Annotated in this window: 25 protein-coding genes and 1 tRNA gene; 12 read left to right on the forward strand and 14 right to left on the reverse strand. The window is 67.6% G+C overall.

Going from position 1 to position 24,012, the window contains the following annotated elements:
• Positions 1–6: 6 nt before the first annotated feature.
• Both AC5Y36_RS16420 and AC5Y36_RS16425 read right to left on the reverse strand, forming a co-directional pair.
• Positions 7–609: a TetR/AcrR family transcriptional regulator gene (locus AC5Y36_RS16420; protein ID WP_500041993.1), complete on the reverse strand. Its 603-nt coding sequence runs from the start codon at positions 607–609 to the stop codon at positions 7–9.
• A gap of 98 nt (positions 610–707) precedes the next feature.
• A complete protein-coding gene (locus AC5Y36_RS16425) occupies positions 708–1,622 on the reverse strand; it encodes a haloalkane dehalogenase (RefSeq protein ID WP_500041994.1) in 915 nt (304 codons plus the stop codon).
• Positions 1,623–1,725: 103 nt separating this feature from the next.
• Between AC5Y36_RS16425 and AC5Y36_RS16430 the strand changes: the two genes are divergently transcribed.
• A complete protein-coding gene (locus AC5Y36_RS16430) occupies positions 1,726–2,145 on the forward strand; it encodes a lipoprotein LpqH (protein WP_500041995.1) in 420 nt (139 codons plus the stop codon).
• Positions 2,146–2,154: 9 nt separating this feature from the next.
• Here the strand turns inward: AC5Y36_RS16430 and AC5Y36_RS16435 are convergent, their stop codons facing one another.
• Positions 2,155–3,513 carry a WS/DGAT/MGAT family O-acyltransferase gene (locus AC5Y36_RS16435; RefSeq protein ID WP_500041996.1) on the reverse strand — a complete coding sequence of 453 codons (1,359 nt, stop codon included), beginning with the start codon at positions 3,511–3,513 and terminating at the stop codon, positions 2,155–2,157.
• 150 nt (positions 3,514–3,663) lie between these two features.
• Here AC5Y36_RS16435 and AC5Y36_RS16440 point away from each other — a divergent pair, with 150 nt between their 5' ends.
• On the forward strand, positions 3,664–4,413 hold the full coding sequence (locus AC5Y36_RS16440) for an aquaporin (protein ID WP_500041997.1): 750 nt from the start codon (positions 3,664–3,666) through the stop codon (positions 4,411–4,413).
• Positions 4,410–5,144, forward strand: a complete 735-nt coding sequence (locus AC5Y36_RS16445; protein ID WP_500041998.1) for an Rv3717 family N-acetylmuramoyl-L-alanine amidase — start codon at positions 4,410–4,412, stop codon at positions 5,142–5,144. Before AC5Y36_RS16440 ends, AC5Y36_RS16445 begins: the two co-directional genes overlap by 4 nt.
• Positions 5,145–5,252: 108 nt before the next feature.
• On the opposite strand, the gene AC5Y36_RS16450 is transcribed toward AC5Y36_RS16445, so the two are convergent.
• A complete protein-coding gene (locus AC5Y36_RS16450; RefSeq protein WP_500041999.1) occupies positions 5,253–5,987 on the reverse strand; it encodes a hypothetical protein in 735 nt (244 codons plus the stop codon).
• Between the two features lie 533 nt (positions 5,988–6,520).
• Between AC5Y36_RS16450 and AC5Y36_RS16455 the strand changes: the two genes are divergently transcribed.
• Positions 6,521–7,315, forward strand: coding sequence for a L,D-transpeptidase (locus AC5Y36_RS16455; RefSeq protein ID WP_500042000.1), 795 nt, complete (start codon positions 6,521–6,523; stop codon positions 7,313–7,315).
• A gap of 46 nt (positions 7,316–7,361) precedes the next feature.
• Here the strand turns inward: AC5Y36_RS16455 and AC5Y36_RS16460 are convergent, their stop codons facing one another.
• The 4 genes from AC5Y36_RS16460 to AC5Y36_RS16475 form a co-directional block, all read right to left on the reverse strand.
• Entirely contained in the window at positions 7,362–9,341 is a 1,980-nt protein-coding gene (locus AC5Y36_RS16460) for an alkaline phosphatase family protein (protein ID WP_500042001.1), read from the reverse strand.
• A gap of 269 nt (positions 9,342–9,610) precedes the next feature.
• Positions 9,611–9,701, reverse strand: a tRNA-Ser gene (locus tag AC5Y36_RS16465).
• Between the two features lie 29 nt (positions 9,702–9,730).
• Positions 9,731–10,189: a nucleoside deaminase gene (locus AC5Y36_RS16470; protein ID WP_500042002.1), complete on the reverse strand. Its 459-nt coding sequence runs from the start codon at positions 10,187–10,189 to the stop codon at positions 9,731–9,733.
• Complete coding sequence (locus AC5Y36_RS16475; RefSeq protein WP_500042003.1) at positions 10,186–10,707, reverse strand: tRNA adenosine deaminase-associated protein; 522 nt, start codon at positions 10,705–10,707, stop codon at positions 10,186–10,188. Before AC5Y36_RS16475 ends, AC5Y36_RS16470 begins: the two co-directional genes overlap by 4 nt.
• A 95-nt stretch (positions 10,708–10,802) precedes the next feature.
• Between AC5Y36_RS16475 and AC5Y36_RS16480 the strand changes: the two genes are divergently transcribed.
• Entirely contained in the window at positions 10,803–11,747 is a 945-nt protein-coding gene (locus AC5Y36_RS16480) for a prephenate dehydrogenase (protein WP_500042031.1), read from the forward strand.
• On the opposite strand, the gene AC5Y36_RS16485 is transcribed toward AC5Y36_RS16480, so the two are convergent.
• A complete protein-coding gene (locus AC5Y36_RS16485) occupies positions 11,710–12,303 on the reverse strand; it encodes a putative glycolipid-binding domain-containing protein (RefSeq protein ID WP_500042004.1) in 594 nt (197 codons plus the stop codon). The genes AC5Y36_RS16480 and AC5Y36_RS16485 overlap by 38 nt on opposite strands.
• Before the next feature lie 110 nt (positions 12,304–12,413).
• On the opposite strand from AC5Y36_RS16485, the gene AC5Y36_RS16490 reads away from it, so the two are divergent.
• Positions 12,414–12,764, forward strand: a complete 351-nt coding sequence (locus AC5Y36_RS16490; protein ID WP_500042005.1) for a LapA family protein — start codon at positions 12,414–12,416, stop codon at positions 12,762–12,764.
• Here AC5Y36_RS16490 and AC5Y36_RS16495 read toward each other — a convergent pair.
• Entirely contained in the window at positions 12,739–13,779 is a 1,041-nt protein-coding gene (locus AC5Y36_RS16495; RefSeq protein ID WP_500042006.1) for a phosphotransferase family protein, read from the reverse strand. The genes AC5Y36_RS16490 and AC5Y36_RS16495 overlap by 26 nt on opposite strands.
• Positions 13,780–13,785: 6 nt before the next feature.
• Positions 13,786–14,400 (reverse strand): histidine phosphatase family protein, encoded by a 615-nt coding sequence (locus AC5Y36_RS16500; protein WP_500042007.1) that lies wholly within the window; start codon positions 14,398–14,400, stop codon positions 13,786–13,788.
• 94 nt (positions 14,401–14,494) lie between these two features.
• On the opposite strand from AC5Y36_RS16500, the gene AC5Y36_RS16505 reads away from it, so the two are divergent.
• The 5 genes from AC5Y36_RS16505 to AC5Y36_RS16525 are packed head-to-tail and all read left to right on the forward strand — an operon-like array spanning position 14,495 to position 19,204.
• Positions 14,495–15,523 carry a phosphotransferase family protein gene (locus AC5Y36_RS16505; protein ID WP_500042008.1) on the forward strand — a complete coding sequence of 343 codons (1,029 nt, stop codon included), beginning with the start codon at positions 14,495–14,497 and terminating at the stop codon, positions 15,521–15,523.
• A 3-nt stretch (positions 15,524–15,526) separates the two neighbouring features.
• Positions 15,527–16,288, forward strand: a complete 762-nt coding sequence (locus AC5Y36_RS16510; RefSeq protein ID WP_500042009.1) for an SDR family NAD(P)-dependent oxidoreductase — start codon at positions 15,527–15,529, stop codon at positions 16,286–16,288.
• A 38-nt stretch (positions 16,289–16,326) separates the two neighbouring features.
• The gene (locus AC5Y36_RS16515; RefSeq protein ID WP_500042010.1) at positions 16,327–17,625 is read left to right on the forward strand and encodes an acyl-CoA dehydrogenase family protein; all 1,299 of its coding nucleotides are present in this window, start codon (positions 16,327–16,329) and stop codon (positions 17,623–17,625) included.
• Positions 17,622–18,233, forward strand: a complete 612-nt coding sequence (locus tag AC5Y36_RS16520; RefSeq protein ID WP_500042011.1) for a TetR/AcrR family transcriptional regulator — start codon at positions 17,622–17,624, stop codon at positions 18,231–18,233. The genes AC5Y36_RS16515 and AC5Y36_RS16520 overlap by 4 nt, the downstream gene beginning before the upstream one ends.
• Positions 18,233–19,204 carry an NADPH:quinone oxidoreductase family protein gene (locus AC5Y36_RS16525; RefSeq protein WP_500042012.1) on the forward strand — a complete coding sequence of 324 codons (972 nt, stop codon included), beginning with the start codon at positions 18,233–18,235 and terminating at the stop codon, positions 19,202–19,204. The genes AC5Y36_RS16520 and AC5Y36_RS16525 overlap by 1 nt, the downstream gene beginning before the upstream one ends.
• 75 nt (positions 19,205–19,279) lie before the next feature.
• On the opposite strand, the gene AC5Y36_RS16530 is transcribed toward AC5Y36_RS16525, so the two are convergent.
• Positions 19,280–21,163, reverse strand: coding sequence for an alkyl/aryl-sulfatase (locus AC5Y36_RS16530; protein WP_500042013.1), 1,884 nt, complete (start codon positions 21,161–21,163; stop codon positions 19,280–19,282).
• Between the two features lie 147 nt (positions 21,164–21,310).
• On the opposite strand from AC5Y36_RS16530, the gene AC5Y36_RS16535 reads away from it, so the two are divergent.
• A complete protein-coding gene (locus AC5Y36_RS16535; protein ID WP_500042014.1) occupies positions 21,311–21,799 on the forward strand; it encodes a lipoprotein LpqH in 489 nt (162 codons plus the stop codon).
• A gap of 10 nt (positions 21,800–21,809) precedes the next feature.
• On the opposite strand, the gene AC5Y36_RS16540 is transcribed toward AC5Y36_RS16535, so the two are convergent.
• Positions 21,810–23,330, reverse strand: a complete 1,521-nt coding sequence (locus tag AC5Y36_RS16540; RefSeq protein WP_500042015.1) for a sensor histidine kinase — start codon at positions 23,328–23,330, stop codon at positions 21,810–21,812.
• Positions 23,308–24,012, reverse strand: coding sequence for a response regulator transcription factor (locus tag AC5Y36_RS16545; protein WP_500042032.1), 705 nt, complete (start codon positions 24,010–24,012; stop codon positions 23,308–23,310). Before AC5Y36_RS16545 ends, AC5Y36_RS16540 begins: the two co-directional genes overlap by 23 nt.

The raw sequence follows: 24,012 nt of genomic DNA on the forward strand, positions 1-24,012 counted from the left end.
ACCTCCCTATGGCTGCGGCAGACCGCGGCGCAGTTGTGCGTAGGCCTGCCGGACCGCGTCCACCAGGACCTGCCTGGGTGGCGCGGTGTCACGGCCGGCATTGATGTAGAGCTCCAAGACGGCCCGCGCGATCGCCCCGCTGGCGTGAAACGCCAGCCGCGGAAACAGGTCGACGTCGGGGTCGGTGCCCGACCGTCGGCCGATCTCGGCCAGGATCGCGTCGGACTTGGAGTCGGACAGCGCGACGTGGCGCGCGATCAGGGCCGGATGGTCGGCCATCAGCCGGGTCACCGCGACCATCCACTCCACACCGTCGGCGGATTCGAAGAAGCTGATCACGGTCGCTTCCAGCGAGTCCAGCACCGGTTCTTCGGGACTGCGCTGCGCGAAGCTGTCGACCAGGTCTTGCACCGACTTGTCCAGTATGAACAGGACGGCATCTTCCTTGCTGGAGAAGTAGTTGTGGAAGGTCCGGGTGGATACGCCGGCGGCTTCGGCGATCGATTCCGCGGTGGTCGCGTCGAGCCCGCGGTCGATCGTCAGTTCCACGGCGGCACGCCCCAACGCCACCTTGGTGGCGACCTTCTTACGCTCGCGCAGCCCGATCACCGACACGAAGGTAAACCTGCCCTATCTTGCGTGGACACGCAAGTTTTCAGTCTACTGCAAGTATGTGACGGGTGCCACGTCGCGGGTGGAGGTGTGATCTAGGCCACAGTCGCGCCCAGGAACGTCACGATGTGCTCGGCGAGCTCCTGGCCCGCATCCTCCTGAAGGAAGTGCCCGGCGTCGCGGATCTGCGGGTGGTCGATGCCCTGGGCGCCGCGCATCTCGCGGGCGAAGATCGGTGCCATGGCACCGGTGATCGGGTCGCCGTCGCTGAAGGCGACCAGCATCGGCGTGGCGCTGGCGCACAGTGTCGCCCACGCCGCTCGGTTGGCCACCGTGGCCGGGTCGTCCGGCGAGGTCGGCACCAGCGACGGCATCGCCCGCGGGCCCGCGGTGTAGGTGTCGTCGGGAAACGGTGCGTCGTAGCCGGCCCGAACCTCGTCGGTCATCGGCCGACGGCAGCCCGATTGCACGAACCAGCCGACATCCACGGTGGGCGCCGCCTGGATCGCCTCCCGGAAACGCCACCAGATCTCGGGCATCGGAATGTCGCCGGTGGGCAGCCCGGTGTTGGCCACCACGATCCGGCTGAACCGCTCCGGATGTTCCGCGGCCAGCCGCAATCCGATCAGCCCGCCCCAGTCCTGCCCGACCAACGTCACCCGGTCGAGGTCCAGCACGTCGAACGCCAGCGCACGCATCCATTCGACGTGGCGGGCATAGCTGTGGTCCTCGCGCCGGGTCGGCTTGTCCGAGCGTCCGAACCCGACGAGATCCGGGCAGATCACCCGGTGACCCGCGGCCGTCAGGATCGGGATCATCCGGCGATACAGATAGGACCAGGACGGTTCGCCGTGCAGCATCAGCACCGGGTCGGCGTCGGCGGGACCCGCGGACACCCAGGCCACCCGCAGCACGCCCCCCTCGTCATCGCTGAGCTCGCAATAGTTTGGGGTGTAAGGGAATTCCGGCAGGCCGACAAAGCGGTCATCCGGAGTGCGCAGCGTCTGCATGACTCACCATATCCGGTTGACCGCCCCTTGCGGCTGCGCATTACGGTGATCATGCGTGGGGCGATCCCAGACCGGATCGCGGCAACAACAGAGGAGCAGCGTGGTGAAGCGTGAAATCGTGACCGCATTGACCGGCGCGGCGGTACTGGTCGCCGGCCTGTCGGGATGTTCGAGCCACCCCTCGGCGCCCACGACCAAAGTCACCGTCGGCGGCCAGGAGCAGCCGACCGGCAGCGTCGCCTGCGCCACCCGCGACGGCTCCACGGCGATCACCATCGGCGACAGCGCGGTGGTGGCCACGCTGACCGACGCCGACGCACCGAAATTGCTGAGCGTGGTGTTCGGCAACGTCGAGGGCACCAAGTACATGTTTGTCGAGGACATGCCGGTTACCGGCGCCGTCACCGAGGCGAAGGCCACCAAGGACGGCAAGCACTACACCATGACCGGTACCGCGAGCGAGCTGCAGCCCGTCCCGCACCCGCAGAGCAAGCCGTTCGAGATCGACGTCACCTGCCCCTAAGGGCCGACCTCACCCGCAGACCGCACGCTCCAGGTCTTTGAGCGCGGTCTCCAGGTGCCCGAGCAGCCGCTGCAGGTGCGGCACACTGCGCCGGCAGCCGACCAGGCCGAAGTCGAGATTGTCGGCGTTGTTGGCCAGCGTGATGTTCAGGGCCTGCCCGTCCAAGGCGATGGACAGCGGGTAGTTGCCGTCGAGCCGGGCGCCGCGCCAGTACATCGGCTGGGTCGGCCCGGGCACGTTGGAGATGACGATGTTGAACGGCGGCGGTGTCGACGACACGACGCCAGGGATCGCGGCCAGCGCCAGCGGAGCCATGTTGAACGCCGACAGTGCCAGCGCCTGCACCCGGGGCAGCTCGGAGAACACCTTCTTGTTGCGCCGCATGGAATCGCTGATCGTCTCCAGCCGTTGCACCGGATCCTCGAGATCGGTGCCCAGATTGCACAGAATTGTGCCGACCATGTTTCCGCCGCTGTCGGTTTCGGCTTCGGTTCGAAGGCTCACCGGAACCATCGCCACCAACGGTGTGTCGGGTAGCGCGTTCTGCTCGGCCAGGTAGTAGCGCAGCGCACCGGCACACATCGCCAGGACCACATCGTTGACGGTCACCCCGGCGGCCCGCTTGACGTTCTTGATCCGCTCCACCGACCAGGATTGGGCGGCGCAGCGACGGGCACCGCCGATTTTGACGTTGAGCATGGTGCGCGGCGCGGCGAACGGCAGGGTCAGTTGCTGTTCGAGTAACGCGGCCCGCGCCAGCGATACGGTCGAGGGGCCCAGTGCCGCAACACTTCCCAGCGCGCCGGCGAGCGTCTGCCACCAGGGGGAGCCTGGGGTCGGCGGCTGCCGGCGCGACGGCAACGTCCAGGGCACCCGCATCTCGGGTTCGCGGGGGTCGGTGGACAGCGTGCGCTGCATCAGGCGCAGTGCCGACACCCCGTCGACCAGGGCATGGTGGAACTTGCTGTACACCGCGAACCGGCCGTCGTTGAGACCCTCCACCACGTGGGCCTCCCACAGCGGGCGGTGCCGGTCGAGCAAGGTGCCGTGCATCAGGGAGGTCAGCTCCAACAGGTCACGGACCCGCCCCGGTACCGGCAGCGCCGATCGGCGCACGTGATAGTCGATGTCGACGTCGTCGTCGTAGGACCAACCGACGTTGCTGATCGTGCCCATGACGGTGGCCGGACGCTTTCGGAACGTGGGCTGGAAATCCTGCTGGTTGATCATGGCGTGGAAGAGCTCACCGACGAATTCCGGTCCGGCCCCCTCCGGGGGCTCGAACAGCATCAGGCCGCCCACATGCATGGGGTGCTCTCGGGATTCGGTCAACAAGAACATTGAGTCCGTCGGACTGATCAGTTTCATCAACGACTCCTCGAAGGCAACCATCACGCGGTGCCACATTTCCCCGGCGCGTAAGGTCCATAACGATTCCACAGATGCGCTGCACTAGCAGACAGATCAGCCAACCATGAAGGGCAACACCGGCAGCACCCGACAGGGGAGGTCGAGACGATGGCACGCAAGTTGTTCGGCGAGTTTCTGGGTACAGCGATCCTGGTCTTCGTCGGGGTCGGTGCGGCCACGTTGTCGTTCGGGGATTGGAATGCCGGACTGCTGGTCGCCGGTGCCGCGGGCTGCAGCGTCGCCGCCGGCGTGGTCGCGACCGCGCTCGCCTTCGGGTTGGCGATGTTGATCCTGGCCTACGCGCTGGGGCCGATCTCGGGCGCGCACGTCAATCCCGCGGTCACCATCGGGTTCGTCGCCAGTGGCCGGATGCGCGTCATCGAGGGCATCGGGTACTGGGTTGCGCAGTGCGTGGGCGCGATTGTCGGTGCCGCGGCGCTGTACGGCATCTTCCGTTCCAGTCCGCTGTACTCGCCGGCCAAGACGGGGCTGGGTGCCGACGGGTGGGGTTCGCATTCGCTGATCGGTATCGGCTGGGGCGGCGCCTTCGCTGTCGAGGCGGTCCTGACGTTCATCTTCGTGCTCGTCGTCTTGACGGTCACCTCCCAGATCCGGCACGCCGCAGCGTCGTCGCTGGCGATCGGTTTGGCACTGGGCGCGGTGCACCTGCTCGGCGTCCCGATCACCGGCACGGGCGTGAACCCGGCGCGCAGCCTGGGCCCGGCGCTGCTGCTCGGCGGCGACGCGCTGGCACAGCTCTGGCTTTTCCTGGCCGCGCCGCTGGTCGGCGGCATTGTGGCCGCGCTGGTCCAGCGGTACCTGTTTCCGGGTTTCTCGAAGGACGCCGCGGCCGCGTGAGACGACAGCGCCTGTATCGGCTGGCCGCCGCCGGGCTGTGCGGGGCGTTGGCGCTCATTGATGCGCCGCCGGTGCCCGCGGCCCCGGGCATCGCCGGAATGACGGTTTTTCTGGATCCGGGGCACAGCGGGGCCAGCGACGCGTCAATCAACCGGCCGGTCCCCAACGGGCGCGGTGGGGAGAAGCCGTGCCAGACCACCGGCACCGCGAGCAACGACGGCTACGCCGAGCACACCTTCACCTGGGAGGTCGTCACCCGGATTCGGGACGAGCTCGAGCAGCTCGGGGTGCGCACCCAACTGTCCCGCGACAACGACAGCGCGGTCGGTCCGTGTATCGACCAGCGTGCCGCGGCGGCCAATGCGCTGCGACCGGACGCGATCGTCAGCATCCACGCCGACGGCGGGCCGGCGTCGGGTCGCGGCTTTCACGTGAACTACTCCGCGCCGCCGTTGAATGAGGCCCAGTCCGGTCCGGCAATGCGGTTGGCGACCACCCTGCGCGATGCGCTGGCCGGCGCGGGCGTCCCGGAATCCACCTATCTGGGATCCAACGGCCTCTACGGCCGCGCCGACCTGGCCGGATTGAACCTCGCCCAGTATCCGGCGGTGCTGGTCGAGCTGGGCAACATGAAGAACAGCGAGGACGCCGCACAATTGGAAAGCCCGCAGGGCCGGGCGCACTATGCGCAGGCCGTCACGCAGGGAATCGTCAGCTTCCTAGGCGGGTAGCGACCGGTCGATACCGGCCCTCATGACTGAAAACGACGCCCCAGCGGCCCAACCCCCCGGATTTGGGGGCGGTATGTCCGCTGGAGCGTCGTTTTCAGCAGTGATGATCTAGGGCTGCGGCGGGCCGGGCAGCACCACCGGGTCGGGCTCGGCGTCCGGCGGCGGCGCGGTCGGTACGCCCTTGCCGCCGGGGGCGCCGGACAGCAGGGTCACCGGCGCACCGACAGCGGCGGGCACACCACCCGCGATCGGGGCGCCGGCCACCACCGGCACACCGGCAGCCACCGGCACACCGGCCGCCACAGGGGCACCGGCTATCACCGGCACACCGACGGGAAGCGGCGCACCGACGGGAACCGGAGCACCCACCGGCAAGGGTGCACCCACGGGAACCGGCGCACCCACCGGGATCGGTGCACCCACGGGAACCGGCGCACCCACCGGGATCGGTGCACCCACGGGAACCGGAGCGCCGACCGGAACAGCGGCCGCCGCCGGTGCCACACCGCCCACCGGAACCGCACCCGCGACCGGGGCGACACCGCCTACCGGGGCGACGGCGCCCGCCGGCACACCACCGGCGGCCATCGCTACTTCGGCTGCGGTCGCGGCCGCACACGGCGCCCCCGCCCCTGCCGGCGCGACACTGTCTGCCAGCACCACACCGGTGCCGGTATCGGCAGCTGCTGCGGCAATGTCAGCGGCAGCGGCCGCGCGCTCCCCACAGGTGGGCCCACCCGTGGGATGCGGGGCGGCTGCAACGCCCGGGCTGACCGCTAGTGCAGCGGCGAACAGCCCCATGTTGGCGACCGCGGTGAGGTTGAAGCGATCGAAGATCTTCACTGCCTGCTCCCGATATTCATGCCCCCCGCATTTGTTCGCGATCAGATAACCGCGGCGGAAACGTATCGCCTGCTCTCTGGCGGTGTCCAGGCGACGCCACGCAGGTTGCAAAACTGATATCCAACGTGCGTTAACGTGACCACACCTTTCTCAAATAGTGACCTTCGGGCGGTGCCCGGGATCATTCCGGTAACCCACGACCGCGCCGAGACCACGGTAGCGACAACGGGCATCGCCCAGTACCCGCTGCATGAAACCCGTTATTTTACTGAGACTTCGGATGGCTGTCCTCTCATTGCGAGCGCCGCGCCCAGCACATGACGCGTCCGGCGACACCAACAAGGTCGATTCGCCCCGACCAGTCGGCGAGCATCACGCAATTCCCGCGGAATCACCGTGAATTTGACAACGACGCCGCAATCAAAACTTGACCAATACTTGACCGAACCGCCCAGCGGCGTGCGCGGGCCGACGGGTTATTCCATCCTATTATTGGCGCCACATAATTGGTGATCGCGAAGGCGGTTTGGGTGATGCGCGCGGCTATACAGTCTGTGCTTGCGGTGATCGGGATCGCCACCACAGTGGCAACCATGCAGGCGGGTTCAAGCGCGGCGGCGGCCAATCCGCCCATCACGTCGGTGCTGCCCTCGCGCGGCCAGGTGGTCGGCGTCGCGCACCCGGTGGTGGTGACGTTTCACGCACCGGTGGCCAACCGGCCCGCCGCCGAACGCGCCCTGAGGGTCAAGTCGCAGCCACCGATGACCGGCCGGTTCGATTGGGTCGCCGACGATGTCGTGCACTGGACCCCCGACCGGTTCTGGCCGGCCCACAGCACGGTGGCGTTGTCGGTCGGCGGCCTGGCGACAGGATTCAAAACCGGTCCCGCTGTCCTGGGCGTCGCCGACATCTCCGACCACACGTTCGTGGTGAGCATCGACGGTGTCGAGGCGGGCGGGGCGCCACCCCTGCCGGCACCGCACCACCGACCGCACCACGGCGAGGAAGGCGTGATGTTGGCGTCGATGGGCAAACCCGAGTTCCCGACACCGGTCGGCACCTACTCGGTGTTGGCCAAGGACCGTTCGGTGATCATGGATTCGAGCAGCGTCGGCATCCCGATCGATGATCCGCAGGGGTACCGGTTGTCGGTCGACTACGCCGTCCGCATCACCGGCCGCGGCCTCTACGTGCATTCGGCGCCGTGGGCGGTCCGTTCCCTGGGGGTGGACAACACCAGCCACGGCTGCATCAGCCTGAGCCCGGCCGACGCGGAGTGGTACTTCAACACCGTCAACGTCGGCGACCCGGTCATCGTGCAGGAGTAGCCAGCGGCACGGCGGTGACCGATCTCGAATACCTATGCGGCCGGCGTTATTTCCAGAATGCATTCATGGGTTGGGCGTACATGTCGTTGGCCGTGAGCGGGGCCAGACCCAAGGCGTCTTCAATAGTCCTCATCAGCCCGTACTCGTTGTAGTAGGCGTCGGTGGTGAATTGGCCGGATTGCATCCCACCGGCCGTCACGGCGTCCTGGTTCGGGATGACGATCATCGGAACGTTGTTGCCGTCGTTACCAAGGCCCAGGGACAGGTTGTTGTTGTCCTCGTCGAACGTGATGATGATCGCGTCCTTCTGGTTCGGGTCATTCCACGTTGCCGACTGTTCAATGGCGGCCACCTGTTGCTGGACGAACTGGTCGCCGGCCGCGACGTTGTACTGATGGTCCGTGAACTGGGTGGCAATGAACTGGAGAACGCCACCAAAAGTATCGACGGGGCCTTCCATGTTGTGGTCCTCGTCGGCGGCGATCCAGGTGAATTGCGGGAAGGTGTTCGGGTTCTGCAGATCGGTGGGCAACTGCGTCAGCGGGAGCAGGTGTTCCTGCAGGTAGGCGGGGGTGTTGTCGTGGACGTAGCTGAATTGGGCAAAGGGTAATTCGTTGACGTCGTAGTCACCCGATGACTCGATGTCACCGGGGTTGGGCATGCTCTGCGCGTAGCCGGCCCACGAAATGCCGGCCTGGTCCATTTCTTGCATGAGGTTGGGTGCGTCGATGTTGGCCGAGTCGGGGTTGTAGTCGATGCCGAAGTCTGATCCGCCCACGATCCGGATGTAGTTGGGGTCGCTGGGGTGGCTCAGCGCGTAGTAATCGTCCGCAGACCCGTAGCTGTTGATCAGGCTGTTGATGTACGGCGCGTTGGGGCTGCCGACGATGTCGTCGAAGCCCTTGTTCTCCATGTAGATGAGGAACACATGATCCAGTTGGCCGACATCGGACGTCGGTGGGGTGAGCGGCGCCGCGGTGAGGCTTGGATCGCCGACGGTGAATGACTCGTTGTCGGCGTAGGCACCGTTGTAGTTGCCGAGAAGCGCGTTTTGGTCGGTGAAGGTCGTGGTCACCTGCGCGGAGGTGGTGCCCTCCGGGACCGTCCCGGACACGTCGCGTTCCTCAAACCCGGTGATACCCAGGCGATCCCATACCGTGACCGGGTTGAGCGAGCCGGTGCCCAGAACGTTCCCATTCGCGTCGAAGAAGGTGACCTGCACTGAGGCGTAGGACGCGTTGAAGCCCTGGCCGCCGAGATCTGCGCTCAGTGTGTACGGCGTTCCTGCTGCACCGGTGAGGTCGACGGTTTGGCTGATGGTGGACGTGGCCACCGGGCCGCCGCCGGCGAAATTATCGCCGCCGCCGGCGGGCGCGTCCTGCGGAAAGCTGAAGAGCGGTGGGAACGGAGAGGAAGTCGGCGACGGATAACCGAACGGGGTGCCGTAGGCGATCACGGTCGGAGTACCGGTCTCCGTCCAGCCCGGAATGGTCACCCCGCTGAAACCCGACCCGGACGGGTCGGCCGTTTCGAAGCCGGGGTTGACCAGCAGGTTCTGGCTCATCAGCTGCGCAACGCCGGCGGCCCCATTGTCACCGAAGATCAACCCGCCGCCGACCCCATCAGTGCCGTTGCAGATCAACCCGCACGCCCCGGTGGTGGGATCGACCTGGTTGAACCAGGAATTGAGCATGGTGTCTACCTGCTGACCGAAGTCGCTGCTGATCCAATCCTGCTCGAGCCCGTGTAACCAGGTATCGACCGGACTGGCCGCCGCCAGCGAGCCCAGCTCCGGTACCGCCCCGGAAACGACAGCCTGATCGTCGAAAGCACCCAAGATCGCATTGAGGACCTGGTCCATGACGACGTCGAACTCATCGGCACTGGCCTTGGGGGCCCAGGCCAGCGACCCCAGCCCCACCGTCAAAAACGCGCTGATAACGCCGGTCAACCCGGCGGCACGCCGACAGCGCTGGATCGCTGTGCGCGAGTGCGGATGGTACTTCCTGATACGTCGATCAACCATCGCTGGTACTTCCTTAGGCAAGGGGCCGCACGATCTCACGTGCGCTTAAGGTAAGCCTCGTTGTTTTGTTTCGGCAAGGTTTTCGGCTCTTACAGACCGGTGTTTTTCGCCCCGCGGGTAAGAACCGGGCGTGGCCGTCATCCCTCGGAAGGTGCGCAGAGGAGCCGGGTGCCATGCCCAGACAAACGGAGCCGTAGTTTCGCGGCGGGGCGTCAACGCTGCACTAAATGCCGAAGCCCAGCGTTTACCTGCGTAAACGCTGGGCGTTATGGCGGTGGCGGAGGGATTTGAACCCTCGGAGGGGGGTTACCCCTCACACGCTTTCGAGGCGTGCTCCTTAGGCCGCTCGGACACGCCACCGCGGGACAGAGTACCTAACCGGGTGCGCCTCATCCCAATCGCTGGTGGGTGAAGAACTTTTCCAGCGGCGCCGCGCACTCCTCGGCCAGGACACCGCCGCGCACCTGCGGCCGGTGGGTGAGACGGCGGTCGCGGACCACGTCCCACAGCGAGCCGACCGCCCCGGTCTTTGGTTCGAAAGCCCCGAACACCAACCGGTCGATCCGCGCCATCACCAGCGCGCCCGCACACATCGTGCAGGGTTCCACGGTGACGGCCAGGGTTGCGCCGGTCAGCCGCCAGCCGTCGCCGAGTACCTGCGCAGCCGCGCGGATCGCCATGATCTCGGCGTGCGCGGTGGGATCGCCCGACGCTTCACGGGCATTGGCGGCGCGGGCCAGCACCGTGCCATCGGCGGCCACGATCACCGCCCCGATCGGCACATCGCGGGGATCGGCCTGCGCTGCCGCTGCCAACGCGTCGCGGATCAGGTCTTCGTCGGTATTCACCGACCGAGACGGTCGAGCACCGCGGAAAGCTCGTCGTCGAAGCCCATCTCCTGGGCGATCCGGGCCAGCTGTTCGTCGATGTCCAAATCGCTCTGGTCGAGGATCACCCCGAGCACCGCTTCGGGCAGCCCGATGTCGGCCAGCAAACCCAGATCGCCTTCTTCGAAGGGGTCCGAGTCCTCGAGGTCCTCGGCGTCGATGTCGGCGTCCAACTTGTCCAGCACCTCGTCGGCAATGTCGTAATCCAGGGCTGCGGTCGCGTCGGACAGGAACAGCCGGGTGCCCGACGGCGCCGGCCGAACGATCACGAAAAACTCCTCGTCGACATCAAGCATCCCGAAAACAGCACCGGCACTGCGCAGTTCACGCAGCTCGGTCTCGGCGGCGGCCAGGCTGCTCAGTGCGGCGGGCCGCATCGGCCGGCAGCGCCACTTGCCGTCCTCGTTCACAACGGACACCCCGAAACCGTCCGGCGTGTCCGCCGACCGGCCCTGCATCGAGGCTTGCTGTGCACCCATGGGCGCCAAGGCTAGTCGTCCGCTACGTAGTTGACCAGCCATTGACCAGCACATCACCGATGGTGTGCCAACCTGGAGAGGTGGCAAAGACACCGGTGTGCGTACTCGGTTTGGGGTTGATCGGCGGCTCGGTGCTGCGCGCGGCCGCGGCTGCCGGTCGGGAGGTGTTCGGCTACAACCGGTCGGTGGCGGGCGTGCAGGCGGCCACCGCCGAGGGCTTCGACGCCACCACCGACCTGGATCACACCCTGGCCCGGGCCGCCGCCAGCGAAGCGCTGCTGGTGCTGGCCGTGCCGGCGCCCGCGCTGCCGATCCTGCTCGGCCACATCCGCTCGGCGGCACCCGACTGTGCGCTGACCGACGTCACCAGCGTCAAGGGCGCCGTTCTCGACGAGGTCACCGCCGCCGGGCTGCAGGCGCGTTTCGTCGGTGGTCACCCGATGGCCGGGACCGCGCAGTCCGGGTGGAGCGCCGGCGACGCCCGGCTGTTCGTCGGCGCACCGTGGGTGCTCAGCGTGGACGACCACGTCGACCCGATGGTGTGGTCGATGGTGCTGCAGCTGGCATTGGACTGCGGCTCCGTGGTGGTCCCGGCCCGCTCAGACGAACACGACGCCGCCGCGGCCGCGATCTCGCACCTGCCGCACCTGCTGGCCGAAGCCCTGGCGCTCACCGCCGCCGACGTACCGCTGGCTTTCGCACTGGCCGCCGGCTCGTTCCGGGACGGCACCCGGGTTGCCGGCACCGCCCCGGACCTGGTGCGGGCCATGTGTGAGGCGAACTCCGACCAGTTGCTCCCGGCGCTGGACCGGACCCTGGATCTGCTGAACCAGGCCCGGGACGCGCTTGCCGAAAGCGGCTCGGTGGCCGAACTCGTCGAAGCCGGCCACGCCGCGCGAACCCGCTATGAGTGTTTCCCGCGGCCGGACATCATCACCACCACGGTCGGCGCGGACAACTGGCGCGCGGAGCTGGCCGCCGCCGGTCGGGCGGGCGGGGTGATCAGATCCGCTCTGCCAATCCTGGATAGTCCACGATGAATCCGTCGGCGTCGATGGTGACGGTGGTGTCGGCGACCGGCGAGCGCAGTTTGAGCCCGTCCTCCACGCTGCTGTAGCTGACCGTGGCGGCGTCCACCGACATCTCCGGCAGCGTGACATAGATCGTCGGCAGGATCACCGACTGGGGCTGTTCGTGCAGGCCGGTCCGCCGGATCGCCAGCGCATTGAAGAACGGGCTGAACACCACGTCGACGTCCAGCGCCCCGTCATAGCTGGCCCGAGACTCCCCGCGGGTGTCGGTGACCAGCCACATGTTCTCCTCGTCGCGGGCGATCGAGAACTGGTGTTCCCGCTCGGCCAGCGTGACGGTCAGCCCCAACCGCTTGGTGGCGCCGGTTTCATCGGTCTGCAGGTCGTAATAGGCGCTGAAAGCCGGGTGCTTGTCGGTGGCCGCCGCCACGATGCGGCCGGTGGCTTTGATCCGCTTGCCGGATAGCTGTACCCGCACCGATTCCATCCGCGGGACATCGTGTGCGCGCCAGGTCAATATTGCCGGCCAGGTGCTCGGTGCCGGATCAGAGGGGGCTGAACTCACCCGTTTACCGTAAGCGACGGAGTTGTTCCTGCCCAGCGCAGCCGGACGCGGCCCACGACGTTCGCGGCGATCTGGCGCATTTCTCAGCGGAATCGGGTAAGGATGACGCCATGAGCAGCGATCCCGACGTCTCGTCTGACGAGTCATCGCCCGAGCCATCGACACCGACGCCAACCTCGGCGCCGGCGGCGGAGACCAAGTTCACCCGCGCCGCGGCGCTGTGGTCGGCGCTGATCGCCGGGTTCCTGATTCTGATCGTGCTGCTGATCTTCGTCGCGCAGAACACCACACCGACCAGCGTCGATTTCCTGAGCTGGACCTCGCCGAAACTGCCGCTGGGCGTGTTGATCCTGCTGGCGGCGGTCGGTGGTGGGTTGCTGACGGTGCTGGCCGGCACGGCGCGCATCGTGCAGTTGCGCCGGGCGACCAAGAAGCTCACCGCCCGCGGGAAAGCTCGCTGAGTCCGCGGGCGATCAACGGCCCCACCGTGTCGCCGACCTTGTCGGTGGTGCCGGTGGTGCCGCCGCCGACACGCAGCCGGTAGGCGATGCCCGCGGCGATGATGGCCACCTTGAAGTAGCCGAGCGCCATATAGAAGTCCCAGTGCGCCAACGGCTGTCCGGACAGCACCGAATAGCGCTGCGCGAGTTCGTCGGCGTCGGGCAGCAGCGGCGAGGTCCAGGCGGCGTGTTCGTCGATGATCAGGTCCAGCGACGGGTCGCGGTAGACGCACATCAGCGCGGCGTCGGACAGCGGATCGCCCAGCGTCGACAGCTCCCAGTCGACAACGGCACGCACCCGGCCGGCGTCGTGCGCGTCCAGGATGGTGTTGTCGATCCGGTAGTCCCCGTGCACCAGCGACACCCTGCCCTGTGGCGGGACGGCCTCGGTGAGCAATTCATGCAGCCGGCGCACATCGGTGTCGCGCGGGTCGTCGGGCAGCCGGACCAGGTCCCACTGCGATCCCCACCGGCGCACCTGGCGTTCCAGGTAGCCGGCGGGCTTCCCGAAGTCACTGAGCCCGACGGCGTCGGGATCCACCGCGTGCAGGTCGGCCAACACCCGGATCAAGCCCTGCACGCAGGCCTCGATGGTGTCGACACCACCGAGCGCTTCCAGCTCTGCCTGGCTGCGCACCACCCGGCCGGCCACATACTCGACCATCTGGAACGGGGCGCCCAGCACGGAATCGTCGTCGCACAGCGTGATCGGTCGCGCCACCGGGACCGGGGTGTCGGCCAGTGCGGCGACCACCGTGTATTCGCGGGTCATGTCGTGCGCCGACGGTGTGAGGCCGGCCAGCGGCGGGCGCCGCAGCACCCAGCTCGACGCATCGTCGGCGACCAGGAACGTCAGGTTGGATCGTCCGCCGGAGATCAGTTCAGCACGCAGGTCCCCGGCGCGTGCGACGCCGATCGCGCGCAGGTGCCCGTCCAGTGCCGTCAGATCCAGTCCGGGCAGCTCGGCAGTCGTCATCGTGCGTCACCCAATTTCACGGTTGTTGCGCGGCAGCAGGTCCCAGACGTGCTCGGTGCCGTTGGTGGCCACCACCACGGCCTGCCCGGTGCGCGAGTACAGCAGCCGGGTCACCGATACGTAGTCGATTGGGAACGACAACAGCCTCTGGGTGCCCAGGATCTGATGCAGCAGCACGTTGATCACGCCGCCGTGGCTGAACACCGCCACCGTGTCATCCGGATCGGCGGCGGCCACCACGTCGCTGACGGCGGCGCTGACCCGCCCGCAGAATTCGTCCTCGTCCACCCCGGGAGGCAAGTGGCCCGCGGACATCCGTGCCCACGCTTCGGGCTGCTCGGCGCGGATCTGTTCGATCGGCACATAGGCGTGCATGTTGCGGTCGTATTCGGCGAACCGCTCGTCGATGTCGATCTGAAGGCCTAGCTTCTTGGCGACGGGCTCGGCGGTCTGGATCGCGCGCCGCTGCGGGCTGCTGACCAACCGGGCCAGGGGGAAGCGGGCCAACGCGGCGGGCAGCCGCAGCGCCTGCTCGAAACCGGTGTCGGACAGGGCGGGGTCGGACCCCTCCCCGTGTTCGCTGCGCAACGGCAGCGCGTGACGGACCAGAAGCAACTGCATCGTGCCACCATATTCGGCCCGCACGGGATCCCCCTTCGGTGGGCACGCCCCGGCGGAGAATGCTATTCTCTGCACAGAGAGCGAGGTGTGCAGCATGGCCGAGATCGACATCGTCGCGCTGGCACGGTGGCTCGACGCAAACGCAGTCCCCGGCGACGGCGAGGTGCCCGTGCTCGAGGCGCTGTCGGGCGGGTCCCAGAACACGCTGTACCGGATCCGGCGCGGCGGACAATCGATGGTGCTGCGGATGCCCGGCGTCCGCGCCGACGCCGCCCGCCTCGACGGGTTGCGCCGCGAGATCCGGTTGGTCCGCGCCCTGTCCGGCACCGACGTCCCCCACGCCGCGTTGATCGCCGCCGACGACGCCGGCGACGTGCTGGGCCTTCCGTTCTATGTGATGGCCGAGGTGGACGGCTGGAACTCCACCGGCAACGCCTGGCCCCCGCCGTTCGACACCGACCCGTCGGCTCGGCGCGGACTGGCGTTCGAATTGATCGACGGCGCCGCCCGGCTCGGCCGAGTGGACTGGCGCGCACAGGGATTGCAGGGGTTCGGTCGGCCCGACGGCTTCCACGAACGGCAGGTCGACCGCTGGCTGGCCTTCCTCGACAGCTACCGGGTGCGCGAGTTGCCCGGCCTGGACGAGGCCGCGGACTGGCTGCGCCGCAACCGCCCCCGGCATTACGTGCCCGGCATCATGCACGGCGACTACCAGTTCGCCAATGTGATGTACGCCCACGGCGCACCGGCGAAGCTGGCCGCGATCGTGGACTGGGAGATGACGACGATCGGGGACCCGCTGCTCGACGTCGGCTGGGCGCTGCTGGGTTATGACGGCGAAAACCCACGTACTGAAGGGTTTTACGCGGATCTGTCGGGTATGCCGACCCGCAGTGAGCTGCTGGCGCACTATGAGAAGGTCAGCGGGTTGTCGACGGAGAACATCGACTACTACCTGGTGTTGGCGAACTGGAAACTGGGCATCGTGCTGGAGAAAACCTACGCGGCGTCGGTGACCACCGATAAGGTCGATCCGAAGATCGCGCAGGCGATGGGCCCGATGATCCCGGAGCTGATCGCCCGGGCAGCCGAGATGGCCCGGGCACTGACTGGAACGAGCTGAGCCATGGGATTTGCCGACCGGTTGTTCGACCTGACCGACCAGGTGGTGCTGGTCACCGGCGGCAGCCGGGGGCTCGGCCGGGAGATGGCGTTTGCCGCCGCCCGGTGCGGCGCCGACGTGGTGATCGCCAGCCGCAAACTTCAGGCGTGCGAGGCGACGGCCGCAGAGATCGCGGCGGAAACCGGGCGTGCCGCAATGCCGTACGCGGTGCACGTCGGGCGCTGGGATCAGCTCGACGGGCTGGTCGAGGCAGTCTATCAACGGTTCGGCAAGGTCGACGTGCTGGTCAACAACGCCGGGATGTCGCCGGTATACGCACAGCAGACCGACGTGACCGAGAAGATGTTCGACGCCGTGGTCAACCTCAACCTCAAGGGCCCGTTTCGGCTGTCGGCGTTGGTCGGTGAGCGGATGGTGACGGCCGGTCGCGGGGTGATCATCAACGTCAGCACCCACGGCTCCGTGCGTCCGCATCCCTCGTTCATCCCGTATGCCGCATCCAAGGCCGGCCTCAACACCATGACCGAGGCGCTGGCGCAGGCGTTCGGCCCGGCGGTGCGGGTCAACACGTTGATGCCCGGGCCGTTTCTGACCGACATCTCCAAGGCGTGGGATTTCGGGGATACCGCCAACCCGTTCGGCGACCACGCCTTGCAGCGCGCCGGAAACCCAACCGAGATCGTGGGCGCCGCATTGTTTTTGATGTCCGATGCATCCAGTTTCACCACCGGTTCGATCGTGCGGGCCGACGGCGGCATTCGCTAGCGGCCGGTTGCCGCCAAGGATCCTGAAAGGAACAGAACATGGCATGGGATTTCTCCACCGAGCCGGAGTTTCAGGCCAAGCTGGACTGGATCACGGAGTTCGTTCGCGACGAGGTCGAACCGCTCGAAGTGCTGTTCCCCGGCTGCGAGTACCTGCCGCTGGACTCCCAGCGCCGCCGGATCGTCGACCCGCTCAAGAACCGGGTGCGTGAGCAGGGTCTGTGGGCGCCGCACCTGGGTCCCGACCTGGGCGGGCAGGGTTTCGGGGCGGTCAAGCTGACGCTGATCAACGAAATCCTGGGCCGCAGCAGTTGGGCGCCGATCGTGTTCGGCACCCAGGCTCCCGACACCGGAAACGCCGAGATCCTGGCCCGCTTCGGCACCCCCGCGCAGAAGGAACGCTATCTGGCCGGATTGCTGTCCGGGGAGATCTTCTCCTGCTTCTCGATGACCGAGCCGCAGGGCGGTGCGGACCCTCGGGTGTTCACCACACGTGCGGTCCGCGATGGTGAGGAGTGGGTGATCACCGGGCGAAAGTACTTCTCCTCCAACGCCTCGGTGGCGTCGTTCTTCATCGTGGTGGCGATCACCGACCCCGATGTGCCGGTGCACCGGGGCGCCTCGACCTTCCTCATCCCTGCCGACACACCCGGTTTGGTGATCGAAGCCACCCACCACCTGGTCGGGTCGAATCACCACGAGGCCGGGCATTCGCTGGTGCGTTACGACGACGTCCGGGTTCCCGCCGAGGCCATTCTCGGCGAACCTGGACAGGGCTTCCTGATCCTGCAGAACCGGCTGGCCGGCGGCAGGCTGCATCACGCCATGCGGTCGATCGGGGTCGCGCAGCGGGCCATCGACATGATGGCAAGGCGCGCGAAAAGCCGTTTCACCCAAGGAGGTTCGCTGGCCGACAAGCAGCTGGTGCAGGCGTTCATTGCCGATTCCTACGCCGAGCTTGTTCCGTTTCGGCTGACCGTGCTGCACGCGGCCTGGCTGATCGACAACGGCGACGAGAAGGCGGCGCGCGCCGAGATCGGGGTGTGCAAGATCCTGGCGTCGCAGGTGCTCAAGTCGATCGGGCTGCGTGCGATCCAGGTGCACGGCGCCATGGGCCTGACCGAGCAGCTGCCGCTGGTCGGCGTGTTGCTGGGCGGGGTGGCGCTCGGGCTGGCCGACGGCCCCACCGAAGCACACAAGGTCAATCTGGCACGGCAGCTGCTCAAAGGCTACGAGGCCGAGGATCCGGAATGGCCCAGTGAGTTTCTGGACAACCGCATCGAGGCCGCCCAGGCGAAGTACGGCGGGCTGGTCGACCGTATCCCGGCGGTGCCGTGACGAGCACCCGCGTGACCGCGGCGGTGCACCGCGCCCTCGATGACCGGCAGCGGGAGGCCACCGCCGAAGTCGAACGCATTCTGGCGGCGGCGGTGACGGTGATGGAGCGCACGGCGCCGGATCCGCCCCGAGTGTCCGACATCGTCGCGCAGGCGGGATCGTCGAACAAGGCGTTCTACCGCTACTTCGCCGGCAAGGACGACGTGATCCTGGCGGTGATGGAGCGCGGGGTGACGATCGTCGTGTCCTACCTGGAGCATCAGCTGGCCAAAGAGTCCACCCCGGAGGGGAAGGTGGCGCGATGGATTCGCGGTGCGCTGGCCCAGGTCTCCGATCCGCACCTGTTGAGCCTGAGCCGCGCGGCCAGCAGCCAATTGGCGGTCAGCGCCGACCGGCGCCTGTCCAACGACGATATCCTGCTGCCGTTGCGTGACCTGCTCATCGAACCGGTCACGGCGCTCGGCGGCAGCGACCCGCGCCGGGATGTGGACCTGGTCTTCAGCTGTACCCTGTCGACCATGCGTGGCTACCTCAACTCCGGCCAGCGCCCCAAACGGGCCGACGTCGAACACCTGGTGGCGTTTTGCCTACGCGGACTGGGCGTCTGATGCGCGCGGTGATGTGCCGGCGGTACGGCCCGCCGGAAGACCTGGTGGTCGAGGAGGTTCCAGACCCGACCCCCGGCCCGGACACGATGGTGGTGCGGGTGCGCGCCGCCGCGGTCAACTTCCCCGATGTGCTGCTGATCGACGGAAAATATCAACTGAAGATCCCGCCGCCCTTCACCCCGGGCAGCGAATTGGCCGGGGACGTGATCGCGGTCGGCGACGGCGTTTCGTTCGCACCCGGTGACCGGGTGGTCGGCACCTCGTTCGTGGGCGCGTTCGCCGAACAGGCACTGGTGCCCGCCTCGTCGGCGACCGCGATTCCCGACGGCATCGACTACGCGGCCGCCGCCGGATTCGGCGTCACCTACCGCACCGCCTATCACGCGCTTCGTTCGGTTGCCCAAGTGGCGCCTCGGGATTGGGTGGTGGTGCTCGGCGCCGCCGGCGGTGTGGGTCTGGCGGCGGTGGATCTGGCGGTGACGATGGGGGCCAAGGTTCTGGCCGCGGCGTCCAGCCCGGAGAAACTCGAGGTGTGCCGACAGCGCGGTGCTGCCGCCACCGTCGACTACGACCGCGAAGATCTCAAACAGCGGATTCGCGACATCACCGGCGACGGCGCCCAAGCAGTGCTGGATCCGGTCGGCGGCCCCTACGCCGAGCCGGCGCTGCGCAGCCTGGCCCGCGGCGGGCGGTTCGTCACCCTCGGTTACGCCGCCGGATCCATCCCGTCGATCCCGCTGAACCTGGTGATGTTGAAGGGCATCACGGTGCAGGGCATGGAGATTCGCACATTCGCCACCGATTACCCGGCGGAGAATGACCGCGACCTGGTCGAACTGCACCAGCTGTTCGCCGAGGGCCGGGTCAGCCCGTATATCGGCGCCCGCTTCGCGCTGGCCGACACCGCGGCGGCGTTGCGCTACGTCGCCGACCGCAAGGCGGTCGGCAAAGTCATCATCGACGTCGACTAATCAGGCCGAGCAGACGCAAATGTGCTCGTAATGGGGTCAAAAGGGGCACATTAGCGTCTGCTCGCGGTTATTAGCTCACGGCGTGACGATGTTGAAGGCCGGATCCGGCCGGTCCAGCACACCCAGCAGCGCTTGCACCGCCGAGCGGTCACCGTCGACCTCCAGACCAGATGAGCTGAAATCGCCGGCCGCCGCGGCCAACAGTCGCATCGTGGTGGCCAGGCGCACCGTCGCATCCGCCGACGTGGGGTCGGCGAGCGTCCGGCGATGCACCAGCACACCGTTGCGCAGCGTCACCCGATAGTTGGCGGCCGAGTCGGTGAACGAGAAGTCCAGCGCGACCTCCAGATCCCAGGCGCGCGGACCGTTCACGCTGATCGCCAACATGTCGAAGACCTGCTCGGGCGAAAGCTGGGCCAGCATGGTCGGCGACGTCACCTTGTTGGCGGTGCCGAAGTTGCCGACCCGCAATTCGGTCGCACCGGACAGAAAGAAGTTGCGCCAGGTGGCGTTCTCAGCGCCGTAGCCCAGCTGCTCGCACGTGTCGGCGTACAGCGCCCGGGCCGCCTCGTGCGCATCGTCGGTGAACACCGCGTGGTCGAGTAGTGTGGCAGCCCATCGAAAATCGCCGTCATCGAACGCCGAGCGAGCCAGTTCCACGACGCGGTCTATTCCACCCATCGCCGCCACGTAGCGCGGCCCGAGCTCTTCCGGCGGGTGCGGCCACAGCCGGGCCGGATTGCCGTCGAACCAGCCCATGTAGCGCTGGTAGACGGCTTTCACGTTGTGGCTGACCGACCCGTAGTAGCCGTGGGCGTGCCAGGCGTTCTGCAACGCCGGCGGCAGCTCGAACTGCTCCGCGATCTCCACCCCGGTGTATCCCTGGTTGAGCAGCCGCAGCGTCTGGTCATGCAGATAGGCGTACAGATCCCGCTGCAGCGACAGGAATTCCACGATGCGGTCGCGACCCCAGGTCGGCCAGTGATGCGACGCGAAGACCACATCGGCGCGATCCGTGAACGTGTCGATCGCCTCGGTCAGATACCCCGACCAGCCGTGCGGGTCGCGCACCAGCGCCCCCCGCAGGGTCAGCAGGTTGTGCAGGTTGTGGGTGGCGTTCTCGGCCATGCACAGTGCGCGGTAGCGCGGGAAGTAGAAGTGCATCTCGGCGGGGGCTTCGGTTCCCGGCGCCATCTGGAACTCGATCTCGACGCCGTCGATGGTGTGGGATTCGCCGGTCTGCCGGATCGTCAGCGTCGGCGCGATCAGCGCGACCTCCCCGGTGGAGGTGTTCTGCCCCAGACCGCAACCGACCTGTCCGTGCGGGCCGCGCGCCAGCAGGGTGCCGTACATGTAGGTGGCCCGCCGGGTCATCGCGGTCCCGGCGTAGACGTTCTCCTGCACGGCGTGTTCGACGAAACCCTCGGGTGCCAGCACAACGACCCGGCCCGCGTCGACGTCGGCCTGCGAAATGACGCCCAGGACACCGCCGAAATGATCGGCGTGGCTGTGGGTATAGATGACCGCCACGACGGGCCGGTCACCGCCGCGGTGACTGCGGTACAACGTCAGCGCCGCCGCGGCGACCTCGGTGGAGATCAGCGGGTCGATCACAATGACACCGGTGTCGCCCTCGACGAAGGTGATGTTGGAGATGTCCAGGCCGCGAACCTGGTAGATGCCTTCCACCACCTCGTAGAGGCCTTGTTTGGCCGCCAGCTTCGACTGGCGCCACAGGCTGGGGTGCACTGACGTCGGCGCGTCACCGGTCAGGAAGTCATAGCTGTCGTTGTCCCACACCACCCGGCCGTCCGCGGCGGTCACCACGCACGGTGTCAGGGCTGTGATGAACCCCCGGTCGGCATCGTCGAAGTCTCTGTTGTCGCCGAACGGCAGGGTGTTCAGCTGCTCGCGGTGAGCCGCCGCGATGACGGGGCTGACAGGGTTGTGGTCCACCACTACGACAATGCCACCGTCGCCGACGATGTCGAACCCGGACCGTCCGGCATGTGAAGATTAGGCCGTTTCGCGTTCCTTATCGCCCGCGGAGACGCATACTGCCGAAACGGTCGAACATCGACCGGATCACATGGCAATAAGGAGAAGGTGATGCGCAGATTGGTGATCGCGATGGCCGGCGCGGCGGTCCTGGCCGCGGGGTTGTCTGGTTGTTCGGGCGACAAGGACAAGAAGGAGTCGAGCGCTCCCGCGACGTCGGTATCGGTACCTGGCGGTTCGGCAAGCGTTTCGGACGCAGCGAACGCGAAGGTCACCATTGATGGCAAGGACCAGAACATCGGCGGCACCGTGGCATGCACGACGATGGGCGGCAACGTCAACATCGCCATCGGCGGGCCGGAGGCCGGAATCGGCGCCGTCCTCACCGACGCCAACCCGCCGGCTGTGAAGTCGGTCGCGCTGGGCAACGTCAATGGTGTCTCGCTCGGGTACGCCGAGGCCTCCGGCCAGGGTGATGCCACCGCAACCAAAGACGGCAACAGCTACAAGATCAGCGGGCACGCGACCGGGGTCGACATGCAGAACCCCATGCAGCCGTTGACCAAGCCGTTCGAAATTGATGTGACCTGCAAGTAGGAAGCACCGGTCAGCGCGGTGCGGCTGTCGTGGCCTGCCAGGGCAGCCGCACCGCGAATTCGGTGTGGCCCGGTGTGCTGTGCACGGTGATGGTGCCCTGATGGGCCTTGATCACCGCCGACACGATGGCCAGGCCCAGCCCGGTACTCCCATCCCTGCGGGATCGCGAGGAGTCACCGCGGGCGAAGCGTTCGAACACCTCTGACTGCAGCGGCTCGGCGATTCCGGGCCCATTGTCGGTCACCGTGAGCACCAGGTGCGTCCCTTCGGTCACCAGCTGGGTGGTGACCTCGGTGCCCGGCGGGGTGTGTACCCGGGCGTTGGCCAGCAGATTGGCCAGCACCTGGTGCAGCCGCGCGGCATCCCCGGTGACGACGACGGGTTCGGCGGGCAGATCCAGCTTCCAGTGGTGGTCCGGCCCGGCGACGTGGGCGTCGCTGACGGCGTCGACCGCCAGCGCCGACAGCTCCACCGGTTCACGCTCGAGCGGGCGACCCGAGTCCAGACGCGCCAGCAATAACAGGTCCTCCACCAGGTGGGTCATCCGGTCGGTTTCGGACTCCACCCGGCTCAGCGCGTGACGGACCGCCGCTGCGTTCTCGCCATCCTTGGGGAGGCGTTGCGCCAGCTCGGCGTAGCCACGGATGGCCGCCAGCGGGGTGCGCAGTTCATGGCTGGCGTCGGCGACGAACTGCCGCACCCGGGTTTCGCTGGCCTGGCGCGCCGACAACGCGGCGGCGATGTGGTCCAGCATCCGGTTCAGCGCCGACCCGAGCTGGCCGACCTCGGTCGCCGGATTGGCGTCGGGTTCCGCGACCCGCACAGGCAGGGCCACCTCCCCGCGATCCAACGGCAGGTCGACCACTTCACCGGCCGTCTGCGCCACCCGTCGCAGCGGTTCCAGCGCCCGGCGGATGATCACAATGCCGGCGGTGGTGGCGGCGGCCACCGCGACCAGGGTGACCAGTCCGAAGATCATCAGGACCCGGACCATGGTGTCGTCGACGTCGGCCATCGGCAGTCCGGTGACCAGGACATCACCCGCGGCCGCCAGGCGCCGCGGATGGGTGGCCACCACCCGGTATCGGCCCAGGCCAGCGAGATCGACGGTCACCGGGCTCTGGTCCTGCGCGCATGCGGCCAGCTCCGCCGCGGCCGGCGGGGTCAGCGCCGCACGCGCCCCCTCACCGGTCAGATAGCCGCTGTTCGCCGTCGCGCCGTTTCGGACCACTGCGGCGACCATCCCGGCCCGCTGACCGGGAATGTCGAGAAAGTCCGGCCCCGGGCCGGGCCGGGGGTGCGGGTGGCGGTGACGCCAGCCGGGCGGGGGCGGACCGTACACGTCGGCAGAGCGGTGGGCGGCCTTGTGCAGTTCCTGGTCGAGCTGTCCGATCAGATACTGGTGCAGCGCCAGTTCGGTCACCACGGCGATCCCGACGCAGGCGATCACCAGCACCACGACCTGGCCGATCAACAGCCGGGCCCGCAGCGACAACGCCCGCCGCGGCTTACCGGGCGGGTTTGAGGACATAGCCGGCGCCGCGCAGCGTGTGGATCATCGGTTCCCGGCCGCTGTCGATCTTCTTGCGTAGGTACGAGATGTACAGCTCGACGATGTTGGACCGTCCGCCGAAGTCATAACTCCATACCCGGTCCAGGATCTGCGCCTTGCTGAGCACCCGCTTGGCGTTGTGCATCAGGTAGCGCAGCAGCTCGAATTCGGTGGAGGTCAACGAAATCAGCTCGCCGGCCCGAGACACCTCGTGACTGTCCTCATCCAGAATCAGGTCCCCCACCACCACCTGCGCGCCGCTGTCGGCGGTCGTCACCCCCGTGCGGCGCACCAGCGCCCGCAGCCGCAGCACCACCTCTTCGAGACTGAACGGCTTGGTGACGTAGTCATCGCCCCCGGCGGTCAGGCCGGCGATGCGGTCTTCGATCGCGTCCCTGGCGGTGAGGAACAACACCGGCAGGTGCGGGATCTGGCTACGCAGTTTGCGCAGCACCTCCAGCCCACTCATATCGGGCAGCATCACATCCAGGACCACCACGTCGGGTCGCTCGGCGCGGGCGGCGGCGATCGCCGAGGCGCCGTCGCCGGCGGTCGTCGGGTTCCAGCCCTCATAACGCAACGCCATCGACACCATCTCGGCCAGGACGTTCTCGTCGTCGACCACCAGCACGCTGATCGGGTTGCCGTCGGCGCGGCGCAT

The sequence above is a fragment of the Mycobacterium sp. NGS50 genome (assembly GCF_059812545.1).

What these genes read in the sequence shown, in the direction of transcription:
- AC5Y36_RS16425 (WP_500041994.1), bottom strand. Translation starts at nt 1,622, where the DNA reads ATGCAGACGCTGCGCACTCCGGATGACCGCTTTGTCGGCCTGCCGGAA.
- AC5Y36_RS16435 (WP_500041996.1), bottom strand. Translation starts at nt 3,513, where the DNA reads ATGAAACTGATCAGTCCGACGGACTCAATGTTCTTGTTGACCGAATCC.
- AC5Y36_RS16440 (WP_500041997.1), top strand. Translation starts at nt 3,664, where the DNA reads ATGGCACGCAAGTTGTTCGGCGAGTTTCTGGGTACAGCGATCCTGGTC.
- AC5Y36_RS16455 (WP_500042000.1), top strand. Translation starts at nt 6,521, where the DNA reads ATGCGCGCGGCTATACAGTCTGTGCTTGCGGTGATCGGGATCGCCACC.
- AC5Y36_RS16460 (WP_500042001.1), bottom strand. Translation starts at nt 9,341, where the DNA reads ATGGTTGATCGACGTATCAGGAAGTACCATCCGCACTCGCGCACAGCG.
- AC5Y36_RS16475 (WP_500042003.1), bottom strand. Translation starts at nt 10,707, where the DNA reads ATGGGTGCACAGCAAGCCTCGATGCAGGGCCGGTCGGCGGACACGCCG.
- AC5Y36_RS16490 (WP_500042005.1), top strand. Translation starts at nt 12,414, where the DNA reads ATGAGCAGCGATCCCGACGTCTCGTCTGACGAGTCATCGCCCGAGCCA.
- AC5Y36_RS16495 (WP_500042006.1), bottom strand. Translation starts at nt 13,779, where the DNA reads ATGACGACTGCCGAGCTGCCCGGACTGGATCTGACGGCACTGGACGGG.
- AC5Y36_RS16500 (WP_500042007.1), bottom strand. Translation starts at nt 14,400, where the DNA reads ATGCAGTTGCTTCTGGTCCGTCACGCGCTGCCGTTGCGCAGCGAACAC.
- AC5Y36_RS16505 (WP_500042008.1), top strand. Translation starts at nt 14,495, where the DNA reads ATGGCCGAGATCGACATCGTCGCGCTGGCACGGTGGCTCGACGCAAAC.
- AC5Y36_RS16510 (WP_500042009.1), top strand. Translation starts at nt 15,527, where the DNA reads ATGGGATTTGCCGACCGGTTGTTCGACCTGACCGACCAGGTGGTGCTG.
- AC5Y36_RS16515 (WP_500042010.1), top strand. Translation starts at nt 16,327, where the DNA reads ATGGCATGGGATTTCTCCACCGAGCCGGAGTTTCAGGCCAAGCTGGAC.
- AC5Y36_RS16525 (WP_500042012.1), top strand. Translation starts at nt 18,233, where the DNA reads ATGCGCGCGGTGATGTGCCGGCGGTACGGCCCGCCGGAAGACCTGGTG.
- AC5Y36_RS16540 (WP_500042015.1), bottom strand. Translation starts at nt 23,330, where the DNA reads ATGTCCTCAAACCCGCCCGGTAAGCCGCGGCGGGCGTTGTCGCTGCGG.
- AC5Y36_RS16545 (WP_500042032.1), bottom strand. Translation starts at nt 24,012, where the DNA reads ATGCGCCGCGCCGACGGCAACCCGATCAGCGTGCTGGTGGTCGACGAC.